Origin of the sequence: Stenotrophomonas beteli, assembly GCF_001431665.1 — a bacterium.
GTDB classification, from domain to species: domain Bacteria; phylum Pseudomonadota; class Gammaproteobacteria; order Xanthomonadales; family Xanthomonadaceae; genus Stenotrophomonas; species Stenotrophomonas beteli.
This window is the reverse complement of the sequence record NZ_LLXV01000038.1, coordinates 12,372-27,685: the sequence shown is the minus strand read 5'-3', so window position 1 is coordinate 27,685 and position 15,314 is coordinate 12,372. Positions and strand designations below refer to the sequence as shown.

Sequence of the window (15,314 nt, the reverse complement as noted above, 5' to 3'; positions counted from 1 at the left end):
GTGCGGGGTTCATCCACGCACGGCGTGGATGTAACGAGCGCCGGCCGGGTTCAGACCTCTTTGCGGATGATCGCGCGAAAGCGTCCCTCCTGCTGCATCCGCCGTACCGAGGCGCGGTTTCCATGGATTGCCGCGAAGCCCGCCACGTCGGCAAGGGCATTGAGCAGCAGGCGCTTCATTGCGTTGCGATCGCCAGCTTCGAGCAGGTCATGAAGGTCCTGCTGGGTGAAGACCCGGCGCAGCCCTGGCGTCTCTTCGATCCGCCAGTCCACATGGGGGGTGGGAATGCTGGTGCGGTACCTGAAGGCCTTCTCGAGGTCGCACGGTTCAAGCGGGTGCTCAAGCAGCTCTGCAAAGTAGAGCCCGGCATTCACATAGAAGCCCCTGCCGTGACTGGCGGCCTGGTGATTTATGACAAGCGAAGCGCGGTCCAGCAACCGATAGCGTGTGGTCGTTGTTCCGGCAAAGCCTGTCTTCCTTGCACATCTGCTGAAGACTGTCGCGGATTTCATGCGTTCTGCCTGGGCCGGAAGAAGGGCCCACAGCCTTGATGCGCCGTGATTCCAGGTCAATTGGCAAATGCGACACGCGCAACGAGCGCACTCAGGTGGGTGCGAACCCTGGTTCGCACGCCTTGCCCGTGGCGGGATCTAGCCGGCCCGCGCTCCCAGCTCTGCTGCCAACCTCAGCCAACCCTCCCGCTGCGCTGGGGTACTGCTGCGCACCGCGCCCACGCGGCTGACCCGCACCGGGCGGATGCCGCAGAACTCCAGGAGGGGGGCGCGGATCTGGGTGATGCCCGGGTCGCGGTAGATCCAGCGGTAGTACCAGGGTGGCGTATCCAGGGTCGTGATTACCCGTGCACTGCGCCCCGCCAGCAGCCGGTCCCACCACACCGAGTTGCGCCGGTAGCGGAAGGCGAAGCCCGGCAGCAGTACGCGATCGAAGAAGCCCTTCAGCAGGGCCGGCATCGCGCCCCACCACGTGGGATAGACCAGTACCAGGTGATCGCAGGCTTCGATCGCGTCAGCGGCGTCCTGCAGGTCGGCTTCCAGTGCTTGGATCTGTCGGTAACCGTGGCGCAGCACCGGGTCGAATTCAAGGTCGCCCAATGCGATCAGGCGCACCCGGTGGCCGGCGTTCGCGGCGGCCGTGGCATAGCGCTGGGCGAGGGCGCCGCACAGGCTCTCACGGTCAGGATGGCCCAGCAGGATCAGGATGGAACGGGACACGGCAATCTCGGGCAATGGAAAGTGCGCGAGGGTGCGGTCTGCCCCTGGGGCAGAGTCAAATGCCGGTGCAGCCGCTGGGGGCCAGAACGCAGTCGCTGCTGCCGGAGTGCAGCCACTGCTGCAGTTCATCGCTGACCTGCTGCAGGGCGAGGTCGACCTGCTCCAGCCGCGCCCGCTCGCTGGCAATGCGGTTTCGCTGCTGCTGCAGCAGGGCCAGCACTGCCGGCCAGTCGAGCCGGCCATCGGGTGCCTGCAGGCGCGAGACCGCGGCCAGCGTGATGCCCAGGGCCAACGCCTGGCGGATCAGCTGCACCCAGGCCACGTCCTGTTCGCTGTAGTCGCGATAGCGGTTCACGCGTGGTACCGGCGGCAACAAACCGCGCGCCTCGTACAGGCGGATGGCCTTGGCGCTGGCGCCGGTCAGGCGGCTGACCTCGGAAATGCGCATTGGCTCAGTCCCGCACCAGCCCGCCGTCGACCACCAGGTTCTGGCCGGTCACCGCGCGCGACCACGGGCTGGCAAAGAACAGCGCGGCATCGGCGAATTCGGCCGGCGTGGTGACGCTGCGCAGCGGCGTGTTGGCGGCGATGTAGTCGAACACCGATTCAGGCGTGGCGGCGCTGGCATCGGTCGTGCGCAGCAGGCCCCCGGACAGCATGTTTACCGTGATGCCATGCGGGCCCAGGTCGCCTGACAGGGTGCGGGTCAGCGACAGCAGCGCGGCCTTGGCGGCGGTGTAGTCGTGGTAGGGCACCACCGGGTTCTGGAACAGGTTGGTGCCGATGTTGATCACTCGGCCGAAGCGGCGGGCCTGCATGCCCGGCAGGGCGGCCTGCACGGTGTTCAGCGCGCCGCGCACGCTGCCCTCGAACTGCGCCTGGAAGGCCGGCCAGCGGATATCGGCGGCACCGTCGCGGGCGTCGCCATTGAACGAGAAAGCGGCCAGTGCGTTGTTGACCACGGTGGTGACACCTTGGCCGAAGTGGGCCAGCGCGTGCTGCAGCATTGCATCGACCTGGCCGCGGTCGGTGACGTCGGCCGGCAGCGCGATCGCCTGTCCGCCCAGCTCGGCGGCCAGTGCCCGTGCGGGGCCTTCGCTGCGGTGGTAGTTGACGATGACGCGCGCGCCCTGCGCAGCGAACGCGCGGGCGATGTGCTGGCCAAGGCCGCGACCGGCACCGGTGACCAGCACCAGCTGTTCGCTGATCTGCATGAGGTAGCTGCCATCCATTGCATGAAAGGGCATGCAGCGTAGCAGCGATGGCGCTTGCCGGAGCGGGCGTGCTGCCGCTAGCCTGCAGGCATGAACCAGACTCCCCTGCGATTGCTCATTCACGGCGCCTCCGGGCGCATGGGCCAGGCCCTGCTGCGGCTGGCCGCTGAACACCCCGATAGCCTGCAGATCGTCGCGGCGGTGACCGGCCGTGCGCCGGCCCAGCGCGTGGTCGATGGCGTGCCGTTCTTCGCGGCCAGCGAGCTGCCCGGTGCGCCGGTGTTCGACGTAGCGATCGACTTCAGCCTGCCGGAGGGCTTCGACCCGATGTTGGCGCTGTGCGTGGAGCGGGGTGCAGGGCTGGTGTCGGGCACCACCGGCATCTCCAGCGCCCAGCGTCAGGCGCTGGAGGCCGCTGCGGCGTCCATCCCGCTGGTCTGGGCCTCGAACTTCAGCCTGGGCGTGGCGGTGCTGGACGAGCTGGTCGAGCGCGCGGCGCAGGCGCTGGCCGGCTGGGACTGCGACATCGTCGAATCGCACCATACCCAGAAGAAGGACGCGCCGTCAGGCACCGCGCTGACCCTGGGTGCCGCGGCGCAGCGGGGCGGGGCGCAGCCGCATTACGCCAGTCTGCGTGCCGGCGACATCGTGGGTGAACATCTGGTCCAGTTCACCGGGCCGGGCGAGCGCATCGAGCTGGTGCACCGGGCCACCAACCGCGACATCTTCGCCCGGGGCGCATTGTTCGCCGCCCGCCAGCTGCACGGCCGGGCCCCGGGCAGCTACCGGGTAAGGGATCTGCTGGCCTAAGGCGGGCCGATTCCTGGGGTCGGATCCCTTTCCAGCGGAAAGGGCTCTGACCCCATCCGAGGGCGCCTGGGGTCAGAGCCTTTCCCATTCGGGAAGGATCCGACCCCGCCTCCGGCCCGCATACGCCGCCGGATTGAAATGAATGCGCAATCGCCTGTTCATGAAGTGCGATAACCGCTGGCGCGAGCGCCCCGGCAGCGCTACAATTCGCACTCGCCGAATCACCAAAGCCGGACCGGTCCTGAACCGTACGTCCGCGCTTTTTTGCAACCGGATTTCCGTGAAGCACAGGCGTGACTTCGGCACCCCCTCGGTAGCCAAAGTGAGATTTCCGTGACCCAAGCCGCAATCCTCGTCCTCGAAGACGGCACCGTATTCGAGGGCGAATCCGTAGGCGCGCCCGGCCTGTCCGTCGGTGAAGTGGTGTTCAACACCGCCATGACCGGTTACCAGGAAGTGCTGACCGACCCGTCCTACGCCCGGCAGATGGTCACGCTGACCTATCCGCATATCGGCAACACCGGCATGACCGACCAGGACAATGAAGCGTCCAAGGTGTGGTCGGCCGGCCTGATCGTGCGCGACGTGCCGCGCCGCCCCAGCAACTGGCGCAGCCAGGTGTCGCTGCAGGACTGGCTGATCCAGCGTGGCGTGGTCGCCATCGCCGGCATCGACACCCGCAAGCTGACCCGCATCCTGCGCGAGAAGGGCGCGCAGAACGGTGCGCTGATGGCCGGCGACATCGACGTGGAAAAGGCGCTGGAAGCGGCCCGCAAGTTCCCGGGGCTGAAGGGCATGGATCTGGCCAAGGTCGTCACTACCGAGAAGACCTACACCTGGACCGAGGGCCAGCTGGACCTGGATGCCAATGCCTTCGTCAGCGTGCCGGCCAAATACAAGGTCGTGGCCTACGACTTCGGCGTGAAGACCAACATCCTGCGCATGCTGGCCGAGCGCGGCTGCGAAGTGACCGTGGTGCCGGCGCAGACCCCGGCCGCCGAAGTGCTGGCGCTGAAGCCGGACGGCGTGTTCCTGTCCAACGGCCCGGGTGACCCGGAGCCGTGCGACTACGCCATCGAGGCGATCAAGGCCTTCATCGACGTGAAGATTCCGACCTTCGGCATCTGCCTGGGCCATCAGCTGCTGGGCCTGGCCTCGGGCGCGCAGACCATGAAGATGGGCCACGGCCACCACGGTGCCAACCACCCGGTGCAGGACCTGGACAGCGGCCGGGTGATGATCACCTCGCAGAACCACGGTTTCGCGATCGATGAAGCGACCCTGCCGCCGACCCTGCGCGTGACCCACCGTTCGCTGTTCGACGGCACCAACCAGGGTGTGGCCCGCACCGACGTGCCGGCCTTCTCGTTCCAGGGCCACCCGGAAGCGTCGCCGGGCCCGACCGATGTCGGTCCGCTGTTCGACCGCTTCGTGGCGCTGATGGAGCAGGCCAAGGCCTGATCAGTACGCCGCCGGCCCCGGTGGCGTCGCGATGGACCGTAAACCCCGCATCGCTGCTGCCCCTGGCGCGGCGCTGCGGATCGAGATTCCTGATCGACAGCGTGCGATCACTCCCCCTTGTCACGCTGTACTGACTTAGAGAAGAAAATGCCCAAGCGCACTGACCTCAAGACCATCCTCATCATCGGTGCTGGCCCGATCGTCATCGGCCAGGCCTGCGAGTTCGACTACTCCGGCGCCCAGGCCTGCAAGGCCCTGCGCGACGAGGGTTACCGCGTGGTGCTGGTCAACAGCAACCCGGCCACGATCATGACCGACCCGGAGATGGCCGACGCCGTCTACATCGAGCCGATCAACTGGCAGACGGTCGAGAAGATCATCGCCAAGGAAAAGCCGGACGCACTGCTGCCGACCATGGGTGGACAGACCGCGCTGAACTGCGCGCTGGACCTGGCCGACCACGGCGTGCTGGAGAAGTACAACGTCGAACTGATCGGCGCCAAGCGCGAAGCGATCCGCATGGCCGAAGACCGCGAGCTGTTCCGCGTGGCCATGGGTGAGATCGGCCTGGAATGCCCGACCGCCGCTGTCGCCCACACCCTGGACGAAGCGCTGGAAATCCAGACCCGCGTCGGCTACCCGACCATCATCCGCCCCAGCTTCACCCTGGGCGGCAGCGGTGGCGGCATCGCCTACAACCGCGAAGAGCTGGTCGAGATCGTCAGCCGTGGCCTGGAACTGTCGCCGACCACCGAAGTGCTGGTGGAAGAGTCGGTGCTGGGCTGGAAGGAATTCGAGATGGAAGTGGTCCGCGATACCGCGGACAACTGCATCATCGTCTGCTCGATCGAGAACCTGGACCCGATGGGCGTGCACACCGGTGACTCGATCACCGTGGCCCCGGCGCAGACCCTGACCGACAAGGAATACCAGCGCCTGCGCGATGCCTCCATCGCCGTGCTGCGCAAGATCGGCGTCGATACCGGTGGCTCGAACGTGCAGTTCGGCATCAACCCGAAGACCGGCCGCGTGGTCGTCATCGAGATGAATCCGCGCGTGTCGCGTTCCTCGGCGCTGGCGTCCAAGGCCACCGGCTTCCCGATTGCCAAGGTCGCCGCCAAGCTGGCCGTGGGCTATACCCTGGACGAACTGAAGAACGAGATCACCGGTGGCCTGACCCCGGCCTCGTTCGAGCCGTCCATCGACTACGTCGTCACCAAGATCCCGCGTTTCGCCTTCGAGAAGTTCCCGGCCGCTGATGCGCGCCTGACCACCCAGATGAAGTCGGTGGGCGAGGTGATGGCGATGGGCCGCACCTTCCAGGAGTCGGTGCAGAAGGCCCTGCGTGGCCTGGAAACCGGCAAGGTCGGCTTCGACCCGACCGGCCTGGACCTGAGCAACGAAGACGACCTGCAGACCCTGCGTCGCGAGCTGAAGGCGCCGGGCCCGGAGCGCCTGTTCTTCGTCGCCGATGCGTTCCGCGCCGGCATGAGCGTGGAAGAGATCTACGCGCTGTCGTTCATCGATCACTGGTTCCTGGACCAGATCGAGGAAATCATCGCTGCAGAAAGCGAAGTCGCTGCCGGTGGCATCGATGCGCTGGACGCTGCACGCCTGCGCAAGCTGAAGCGTGCTGGCTTCTCCGACGCGCGCCTGGCGCAGCTGACCGGCACCAACGAAGCGGCCATCCGCGCGCTGCGTCGTGCGCACAAGGTGCGCCCGGTCTACAAGCGCGTGGACTCCTGCGCCGGCGAGTTCTCCACCGGCACCGCCTACCTGTACTCGACCTACGAGGACGAGTGCGAGGCCGCGCCGAGCAACCGCGACAAGATCATGATCCTGGGCGGTGGCCCGAACCGCATCGGCCAGGGCATCGAGTTCGACTACTGCTGCGTGCACGCGGCACTGGCGCTGCGCGAGGATGGCTATGAAACCATCATGGTCAACTGCAACCCGGAGACCGTGTCGACCGACTACGACACCTCCGACCGCCTGTACTTCGAACCGCTGACTCTGGAAGACGTGCTGGAAATCGTCGAACTGGAACAGCCGAAGGGCGTGATCGTGCAGTACGGCGGCCAGACCCCGCTGAAGCTGGCGCGCGCGCTGGAAGCCAACGGCGTGCCGGTGATCGGCACCAGCCCGGATTCGATCGACCTGGCCGAAGACCGCGAGCGCTTCCAGCAGCTGGTCGACAAGCTGGGCCTGAAGCAGCCGCCGAACCGCATTGCCCGCAACGACCAGGAAGCCCTGCTGCTGGCCCGCGAGATCGGCTACCCGCTGGTGGTGCGCCCGAGCTACGTGCTGGGCGGCCGTGCAATGGAAATCGTCTACGGCGAAGCCGACCTGGCCCGCTACGTGCGCGACGCGGTGAAGGTGTCCAACGATTCGCCGGTGCTGCTGGACCGCTTCCTCGACAACGCCGTCGAGTGCGACGTCGACATCATTGCCGATGCCCAGGGCAACGTCCTGATCGGCGGCGTGATGGAGCACATCGAAGAAGCCGGCGTGCACTCGGGCGATTCCTCGTGCTCGCTGCCGCCGTACTCGCTGTCGGCTGAAACCCAGGCCGAGCTGCGCCGCCAGGTGGTGGAGCTGGCCAAGGCCCTGAACGTGGTCGGCCTGATGAACACCCAGTTCGCGATCCAGACCAGCGATGAAGGTGCCGACACCATCTACCTGCTGGAAGTGAACCCGCGTGCCTCGCGCACCGTGCCGTTCGTGTCCAAGGCCACCGGCATGCCGCTGGCCAAGATCGCCGCCCGCTGCATGGCCGGCAAGACGCTGGCCGAGCAGGGCGCGACCAAGGAAATCGTGCCGGACTACTACTCGGTGAAGGAGGCGATCTTCCCGTTCGCCAAGTTCCAGGGCGTCGATCCGATCCTGGGGCCGGAAATGCGCTCCACCGGTGAGGTGATGGGCGTGGGCCGCAGCTTCAACGCCGCCTTCGCGCGTGCGCAGGAAGCCGGTGGCATCAAGGCACCGCCGGTCGGCAAGGCCTTCGTCTCGGTCCGCGATCCGGACAAGAAGCGCGTGCTGCCGGTGGCCAAGGCGCTGCTGGCGCGTGGCTACAGCCTGGTTGCCACCCGTGGCACCGCCGCCTGGCTGCAGCAGCACGGCATGGACTGCGAGATCATCAACAAGGTGGTCGAAGGCCGTCCGCACATCGTCGACTCGATCAAGAACGGCGAGATCGTCTACATCGTCAACACGACCGAAGGTCGTTCGGCGATCAACGACTCGTTCTCGATCCGTCGAGAGGCGCTGCAGCATCGCGTCACCTACTCGACCACCATTGCCGGCGCCAAGGCGCTGGTGGATTCACTGGAATTCCGCGGCACCGGTCCCGTCTGGTCGCTGCAGGAGCTGCACAAGGAGTTGAATGCATGAGAGCCCCCATCACGATGAAGGGCGCGCAGCGTCTGCGCGATGAACTGGATCACCTGAAGTCGGTCAAGCGCCCGAAGGTGATCGCCGCCATCGCCGAAGCACGCGAGCACGGCGACCTTAAGGAGAACGCCGAGTACCACGCCGCGCGCGAGGAACAGGGCTTCATCGAAGGCCGCATCAAGCAGCTGGAAGGCGAGCTGTCGCACGCCGAGATCATCGACGTGAGCAAGCTCAACGCCGGTTCGAAGGTGGTGTTCGGCGCCAGCGTGACCCTGGCCGACGTGGAAACCGACGAAGAGAAGAAGTACCAGATCGTCGGTGACCTGGAAGCGGACATCAAGCTGGGCCTGATCGCCATTTCTTCGCCGGTGGCGCGCGCGATGATCGGCAAGCTGGAAGGCGATTCGATCGTGATCGACGCCCCGGCCGGCCAGCGCGAGTACGAGATCGTCAGCGTCAGCTACGTGGACTGACCACGTGGCGACGGCGACCCTGCTGTTGCCTGCACGCAGCCGCTTTGCCGCGGCTGCGCTGCCGGACGATGTGGCACGTGCGCTCGGCCGTGCCACCACGGTGCAGGTCGCACCGGGCGAACGCGCGCAGCTGACGCGCCATTTCACGGTTGCCGCGCCGCATTGGCCGGTGGCCGCATTGACCCGCCAGCGCGACGTCGGCGATGCCGCTGGCGCCTGCTGGCTGCGTGCCGATCCGGCCTGCATGGTGCCGGACATGCACGGTGCGCGGATGATGGCCTACGGCGAAACGCTGCGGCCGACCCTGGCCGACAGCCTGGCGTTGCTGCCGGTGCTGCAGCCGTTGTTCGCCGATGCCGGCTTTGTGCTTGATGCACCCGATCCTTCGCGCTGGTACCTGCGCCTGCCGATCGACCTGGCGTTGCCGGACTTCGACAGCCCCGACGAGGTGCTGGGCGATGACCTGTTCTCGCACCTGCCGGAAGGCGAGGGCGGCCGTCGCTGGCGCGCGCTGATGACCGAGGCGCAGGTGCTGCTGCACAACCACTCCTGGAACCAGCAGCGCGCCGCGCAGGGGCAGCAGCCGATCAATTCGCTGTGGTTCTGGGGCGGTGGCGTGATGCCGGTGTCGGTCAGCACCGGGCACGCGCAGGTGCGCAGCCGCGATGCACTGCTGCAGGGCCTGGCCCAGGCTGCAGGTGTAGCCGTGGATGGCGAGCAGGCGGTGGACGCACTGGTCGACCTGCGCCAGCTGCGTTCATTGCAGCAATTGGGCAACGATGCGATCCGTCCGCTGCTGGCCGCGCTGAAGCGTGGCGAGCTGCAGCGGCTGGTGCTGGATTTCGAGGACGGCCTGCAGTTCCAGCTGGACCGCGGCCAGCGCTGGCAGTTCTGGAAGAAGCCGCGCCAGCTGCACGACTGATCGGGGTCGACCGATCGGGGTCGGATCCGTTTTACATCGGAAAACGGCTCTGACCCCCAGGGTTTGCCGGGGTTGCCGGCCAGCGGCCGGCACTACCGCAGGTAGCGGCGCCTCACGAACCTTGCTGACCACCGTCGGCAGCCGCCAATGCCCGCCCGCCACGCTGCGACACTGGCCCGTCGTGAACTCGCTGCTCTTCACGAAGCGCTCCCCGTCCCACACCCAGTCATTGGCGGAGATGCAATCGCCGACACCGCGGCCTCGGTAACGGCCTCGCAGCGTAGCGTCATCGCGGTCAGAATCTTCGGCCGGGTGGGTGACAAAGGTCGCCTGGTACGGCGATACCGCTCAGGCGCAGGCGCAGCCCTCCGGTCGGCGTCGGGCTTTCGCCATCCTCGCCATTGCGCAGCCGCGCGAGCCCCCCAGGTATCGGGAGAGCCCGGCAAGCCGGGCGGGGTATCATGCGCGGGTCTTCCGTAATCCGGCGATGCCGATGTCCCTTGCCGCCGATGCTGCGCACTCCTCCTCCGATACGCCGATGATCCGCCGCCGCGATGCGGTCGTGCCCGGCAGCTGGCCGGAGGGCACGCTGCCGCTGCTGGCGCGACTCTATGCCAGCCGTGGCGCAGGTACGCCGGAGCTGGCACTGCCGAAACTGGGCAATCTGCATGCCCCCGAGCTGCTGACCGGCATCGATGCTGCCGTGGGCCTGCTGATCGAGGCGATCGCCAACGACAAGCGCATCCTGGTGGTCGGCGATTTCGACTGCGATGGCGCCACCGCCTGTGCGGTCGGTGTGCGTGGCCTGCGCATGCTCGGCGCGCAACACGTCTTCCACGCGGTGCCGAACCGCATGGTGCACGGCTACGGCTTGTCACCTTCCCTGGTGGAGGAACTGGCCGCGCTGCAGCCGGACCTGCTGGTCACCGTCGACCATGGCATCGCCTGCCACGCGGGCGTGACCGCGGCCAAGGCGCGAGGTTGGCAGGTACTGGTCACCGACCACCACCTTCCCGGACCGCAGCTGCCGCCGGCCGACGTGATCGTCGATCCCAATCTCGACGGCGATGCTTTCCCCAGCAAGTCGCTGGCCGGTGTCGGCGTGATCTTCTACGTGCTGATGGCGCTGCGCCGGCAGATGCGCGAGGCCGGCGTCTTTGCCGATGGCAAGGGGCCGGACCTGACCACGCTGCTGGACCTGGTGGCGGTCGGCACCGTCGCCGACCTGGTGGCGCTGGATGCGAACAACCGGGCGCTGGTCAGCGCGGGCCTGCGCCGCCTGCGCGCAGGACAGGGCTGTGTCGGCCTGCGTGCACTGATCGAAGCCAGCGGCCGTGATGCCGCACGACTGACGGCTGCCGATATCGGCTTCGCACTCGGCCCGCGCCTGAACGCGGCGGGCCGGTTGGAAGACATGGCGCTGGGCATCGCGCTGCTGCTGACCGAAGATCCGCGCCAGGCGCGCGAGATCGCGCAGACGCTGGAGCAGATCAATTCGGAACGGCGCGCGGTGCAGCAGTCGATGACCGATGACGCCGAGCAGGCATTGACCCGCGTGGTACTGGACATGGCCGGCCAGCGACCGGTGGCGGCCTGCCTGTTCGATGCCGACTGGCATCCCGGTGTGGTCGGCCTGGTCGCTTCGAAGATGAAGGATCGCCTGCATCGCCCGGTGATCGCCTTCGCCCCGGCCGAACCCGGCGCCGGTACCCTGCGTGGTTCGGCCCGTTCGATCCCCGGCCTGCACATCCGTGACGCACTGGCGCTGGTCGATGCACGCCACCCGGGCCTGATCGAGCGCTTCGGCGGCCACGCCATGGCGGCCGGCCTCAGCCTGCGCCTGGATCATCTTGAGGAGTTCAAGGCCGCCTTTGTCGCCGTCGTGCTGGAAATGCTTGATCCGGCAGCGCTTCAGCAGCAGGTGCTGAGCGACGGCGAACTGGCGGCGGATGAGCTCGATCATCGCCATGCCGATGCGCTGCGCCTGGCCGGTCCATGGGGGCAGGGCTTCCCGGAACCGCTGTTCGACGGCCATTTCGAAGTGGCCAACTGGCGCGTTCTGAAAGAGCGCCATCTGAAGCTGGAACTGCGGCTGCCGGGCGTACCCGGCACGATCAATGCGATCCATTTCGGCGGCTGGCACGGCAATGCGCCGAGCCGCCATGTGCACCTGGCCTACCGGCTGGCCTGCGATGACTATCGCGGCGGCAGCGCCATCCAGCTGATCGTCGAGCATTGCCTGCCGGCTTGAACGGTTACGCTGCCTCGCGCATCGGCATGCGCAAGGCCGCCATCGTGCCTCAGTGCTGGATCTTGCTGACGACGGTGGGCATTTCCCATGCGCCGCCGGCGGTCACCATCCGGCACAGGCCGGAGGTGGCATCGCTGGTCGCCACGAAACGCCTGCCATCCCAGCCCCATTCGGCCGTCCAGCCGCAATCGCCGAGGCCGCGCCCCTTCTGCCAGGTGCTGATGGTAGGGCCGTCGTTGTCGGTCCCGGAGGTGGTTACCAGCACCGGCTGGAACGGTGCCTTGTCGTTGGCCACCCAGAAGCCGTAACCCTCGTTGTATGCGGCGCGCCAGCACAGCGTCGACACCAGCACCTTGTCTTTCGACAGGCGGGTGACGCTCAGTTCCTGCCGCTCGCTGATCATTGGGTCGCCCTCGGCGCTGATTGCGCTGCAGTCGTCGCCCGGCGTCGCGCTGCGCAACGCGGCGCGCAGAGCAGGCGACTGCGCCAGAGCGGCATCGCCAGGTCGCGCCGGTGCCAGCTTGGCCAGCGTCACCACCGGCACCGGCAGTGCCGGCAGCACCTTGCCTTCGCCTGCATCTCCCTTGCGCATCAGGGCGCCGGTGGTACCGAGGCGGCCCTGGAACTCGTCCATCTTCAGCAGCACCGCCGAGGCGCCGCGGTCGGACAGCGTCCAACGCTGCGGGCCGTTGCCGATCACCACGATGCGGCTGCTGCGGGTCAGCGCGGCCAGCAGGGCATCGGTCTGCGCAGCTGAAAGCGTGGTGGCGCCGTCCTGCAGCTGCAGCCGCCCCAGGTCCTTGCCGTTGATCTGCAGGTGCGCCTGCGCCGGGGGTTCCGGCGATTGCTCGTCGTACTGGCCCAGCAGCAGCTGCGCGTCGACACGCTGGCCTGGCCCGGCGGCGCGGGTCAGCAGCACCGACACTGGTGCCGCATCACCTTCATCCTGCTGGTAGCCCGCCGCGCGGCAGGTCCGCGTGTTGTCGCAGGCCAGGGTCCAGTCGTGGTGGGTGAACGGGAAGGTCGCCGAAGGGGCGGCAGCGGCCGGCAGTGACGTGGCCAACAGGGCACAGAGATACAGCGGGCGCATGACACATCCTTTTGAAAGCGGGCGCACATGGTGCGCCTCGGACGATGCCCTGAACAGCCGCCCGACGCCCTCATATCTGTGATCGATTTCGCACTCCCTTCAATTTTCTTAATCAATTCATCTCTTTATCCAGAGGCAGGTGCGTCAAAATGCTGGCGCATGTCACAGGTCAATGGCAAAGTCGGGCCACGACCAACATGGGACGACGGAACGCCCGATGTACGCCGAATCACTGCTTCCTGGCGCCGCGCTGCAGCGCCTGCACCAGGACCGACGCCTGATCCGCGTCGAAACCGCCCTGGACCCGGATACCTTCCTGGTCAAGCGCTTCGAGGGAAGCGAGGCGGTGTCCAACCCGTTCACCTACCGCATCGACCTGCTCTCGATCCAGCCACGGCTGGAACTGAAGCAGCTGGTCGGGCAACCGCTGCGGCTGCAGCTGGGCGACGAGTTCGGCAACCGCAGCGTGCATGGCTACGTGCGCGAGTTCGCCAGCACCGGCCAGCAGGCACAGTTCAGCGCCTACCGCGCCGAGCTGGCGCCGTGGTTCGCCTTCCTGGACTACACCTGCAACTGCCGCATCTTCCAGGACCGCACCACGCTGCAGATCGTCGAAGAGGTGTTCGCCGGCTACGCGCAGCTGGCCAGGTTCCGTTACGACCTCAATGCCGGAAAGCTCGCGCCGCTGCCGTACTGCGTGCAGTACAACGAATCGGACTTCGCCTTCGTCAGCCGCCTGCTGGAGGACGCCGGGCTGTACTACAGCTTCGTGCACGACGAAGAAGGCCACACGATGGTGATCAGCGATGATTCCACGCTGAGCACCGTGCATGGCGAGCCACGCCCGATTGCCTTTGTCTCCGACCAGGGCACGTTGGCCAGCACCGGGCTGCACCGCTGGGGCGCACGCCGCCGGGTCGGGCCGAGCGTGCAGACCCTGCGCAGCTTCGATTTCAAGCAGCCCAGCCAGGCGCTGGATGGCAACCAGGGCAACCAGGTGCCACTGGGCCTGCTGCCACCGCTGGAGCAGTACCGCTACGATGGCGCGGCGCGCTTTACCAACAGCCGCATCGGTACCGCGCTGGCCAATGTGCGCAATGAAGAGGTGACCTGGCCGACCAAGCTGTTCGAATGCGCCGGCAATGCCGGTGAGCTCGATGCAGGTGCCTGCTTCGAGCTGGAGCGGCACCCCGATTTCATCGGCCGCGACGATGCCGATCGCAGCTTCTTCGTGGTCAGCGTGCAACGCGAAGGCCACAACAACTTCGCCGCCGATTTCGGCAGCGCCGAAGCCCCCAGCGTGGAGGTGCAGGCCGAAGTGCTGCGCCGACGCATTCCGTACCGCCCACTGCGGCGCACGCCCTGGCCGCGCATGCCGGGCCCGCAGACCGCCACCGTGGTCGGCCCGCCGGGCGAGGAGCTGCATGCCGACCGCTATGGACGGGTGAAAGTGCAGTTCCACTGGGACCGGCAACTGGATCGCCGCGAGAATGCCTCGTGCTGGATTCGCAGCGCCAGCCCCTGGGCCGGTGCCGACATGGGCGGCGTGTCGCCGCCGCGCGTCGGCCAGGAAGTGATCGTCGACTTTCTCGACGGTGACCCGGACCGGCCGATCATCACCGGCCGTGTCTACAACGAAGACAACATGCCGCCGTTCGGCATGGAGGTCAGCGGCCTGAAGTCGAAAACGGTCAAGGGCGCCGGCTGGAACGAGATCACCATGCACGATGGTGCCGGTGGCGAGCTGCTGAACATGCGCGCGCAGCGCGACATGGTCACCACCGTGCTCAACGACCAGAACGCCAGCATCCAGAACAACAAGTCCACCACCGTGGCGGTGAATCACACGATGGGCGTCGGTGCCAACCAGGACATCAGTGTTGGCGGCAACCGCGGCATCACCGTCACCGGTACCGACACGCTGGGTGTCACCGGCACCCGCACCACCAATGTGACCGGCGCGGTGACCGAGAAGTACGAGACCGGCCAGACCAAGACGATTGCCGCCGCCGGCTACACCGAGACCATCACCGGCGATTTCAAGACCACGCTGACCGGCAACTACACCAGCCAGCGCACCGGTACCTGGACCGAGACCGTCACCTCCACCTCCAGCCGCACCGTGGGTGGCCTGGTCACCGAAACATTGCAGGCCGCCCGCGAAGTCACCATCACCGGCCAGGACAAGCGCAAGGTGCAGGGCAAGGTGGACGACAGCAACGTCGGCGAGCGGGTGATCGATGTCACCGGCAACTTCAGCCAGGATGCCAGCGGCACCTACAGCCAGGGCTCGGACGGCGCGATGAGCCTGGAATCGGCGGTCAAGCTCACCAGCAAGGTCGGTGGCTCGGTCATCGAGATCACCGACAGCGCGATCAAGATCACCGCCGGTGGTTCGGAGGTGGTGATCGATGCCGGTGGTGTTTCGGTCAATGGCAGCGAGATCAAGCTCAACTGCTGAGCCGCACGGG

At 67.1% G+C, this 15,314-nt stretch carries 12 protein-coding genes and 1 pseudogene; 7 read left to right on the top strand and 6 right to left on the bottom strand.

What is annotated here, in order from left to right:
• Positions 1 to 50 precede the first annotated feature (50 nt).
• The 4 genes from ARC23_RS09680 to ARC23_RS09665 all read right to left on the bottom strand — a co-directional run bounded on the left by ARC23_RS09680 (position 51) and on the right by ARC23_RS09665 (position 2,446).
• Positions 51 to 512 (bottom strand): DUF4304 domain-containing protein, encoded by a 462-nt coding sequence (locus ARC23_RS09680; RefSeq protein ID WP_057497039.1) that lies wholly within the window; start codon positions 510 to 512, stop codon positions 51 to 53.
• Positions 513 to 650: 138 nt separating this feature from the next.
• Positions 651 to 1,232 carry an NAD(P)H-dependent oxidoreductase gene (locus ARC23_RS09675; RefSeq protein ID WP_057497086.1) on the bottom strand — a complete coding sequence of 194 codons (582 nt, stop codon included), beginning with the start codon at positions 1,230 to 1,232 and terminating at the stop codon, positions 651 to 653.
• A gap of 55 nt (positions 1,233 to 1,287) precedes the next feature.
• Positions 1,288 to 1,680 carry a MerR family transcriptional regulator gene (locus tag ARC23_RS09670; RefSeq protein WP_057497038.1) on the bottom strand — a complete coding sequence of 131 codons (393 nt, stop codon included), beginning with the start codon at positions 1,678 to 1,680 and terminating at the stop codon, positions 1,288 to 1,290.
• A 4-nt stretch (positions 1,681 to 1,684) separates the two neighbouring features.
• Positions 1,685 to 2,446, bottom strand: coding sequence for a 3-oxoacyl-ACP reductase (locus ARC23_RS09665; protein ID WP_411847906.1), 762 nt, complete (start codon positions 2,444 to 2,446; stop codon positions 1,685 to 1,687).
• 90 nt (positions 2,447 to 2,536) lie between these two features.
• Between ARC23_RS09665 and dapB the strand changes: the two genes are divergently transcribed.
• The 5 genes from dapB to ARC23_RS09640 all read left to right on the top strand — a co-directional run bounded on the left by dapB (position 2,537) and on the right by ARC23_RS09640 (position 9,502).
• Complete coding sequence (gene dapB, locus ARC23_RS09660) at positions 2,537 to 3,256, top strand: 4-hydroxy-tetrahydrodipicolinate reductase (protein WP_080393061.1); 720 nt, start codon at positions 2,537 to 2,539, stop codon at positions 3,254 to 3,256.
• Positions 3,257 to 3,589: 333 nt separating this feature from the next.
• Positions 3,590 to 4,717, top strand: a complete 1,128-nt coding sequence (carA, locus tag ARC23_RS09655) for a glutamine-hydrolyzing carbamoyl-phosphate synthase small subunit (protein WP_057497035.1) — start codon at positions 3,590 to 3,592, stop codon at positions 4,715 to 4,717.
• Positions 4,718 to 4,864: 147 nt separating this feature from the next.
• Entirely contained in the window at positions 4,865 to 8,107 is a 3,243-nt protein-coding gene (gene carB / locus ARC23_RS09650) for a carbamoyl-phosphate synthase large subunit (protein ID WP_057497034.1), read from the top strand.
• An 8-nt stretch (positions 8,108 to 8,115) separates the two neighbouring features.
• Positions 8,116 to 8,580: a transcription elongation factor GreA gene (gene greA / locus ARC23_RS09645; RefSeq protein ID WP_170272484.1), complete on the top strand. Its 465-nt coding sequence runs from the start codon at positions 8,116 to 8,118 to the stop codon at positions 8,578 to 8,580.
• A gap of 4 nt (positions 8,581 to 8,584) precedes the next feature.
• A complete protein-coding gene (locus ARC23_RS09640; protein WP_057497033.1) occupies positions 8,585 to 9,502 on the top strand; it encodes a hypothetical protein in 918 nt (305 codons plus the stop codon).
• Between the two features lie 138 nt (positions 9,503 to 9,640).
• On the opposite strand, the pseudogene ARC23_RS21305 reads toward ARC23_RS09640, so the two are convergent.
• Positions 9,641 to 9,793 (bottom strand): annotated as a pseudogene (locus tag ARC23_RS21305) (DUF1176 domain-containing protein); the annotation flags it as partial.
• Positions 9,794 to 9,995: 202 nt separating this feature from the next.
• Between ARC23_RS21305 and recJ the strand changes: the two are divergent.
• A complete protein-coding gene (recJ, locus tag ARC23_RS09635; protein WP_057497085.1) occupies positions 9,996 to 11,753 on the top strand; it encodes a single-stranded-DNA-specific exonuclease RecJ in 1,758 nt (585 codons plus the stop codon).
• Positions 11,754 to 11,802: 49 nt separating this feature from the next.
• Here recJ and ARC23_RS09630 read toward each other — a convergent pair whose 3' ends face one another.
• Complete coding sequence (locus ARC23_RS09630) at positions 11,803 to 12,843, bottom strand: DUF1176 domain-containing protein (protein WP_057497032.1); 1,041 nt, start codon at positions 12,841 to 12,843, stop codon at positions 11,803 to 11,805.
• 217 nt (positions 12,844 to 13,060) lie between these two features.
• On the opposite strand from ARC23_RS09630, the gene ARC23_RS09625 reads away from it, so the two are divergent.
• Positions 13,061 to 15,304, top strand: coding sequence for a type VI secretion system Vgr family protein (locus tag ARC23_RS09625; RefSeq protein WP_057497031.1), 2,244 nt, complete (start codon positions 13,061 to 13,063; stop codon positions 15,302 to 15,304).
• Positions 15,305 to 15,314 lie beyond the last annotated feature (10 nt).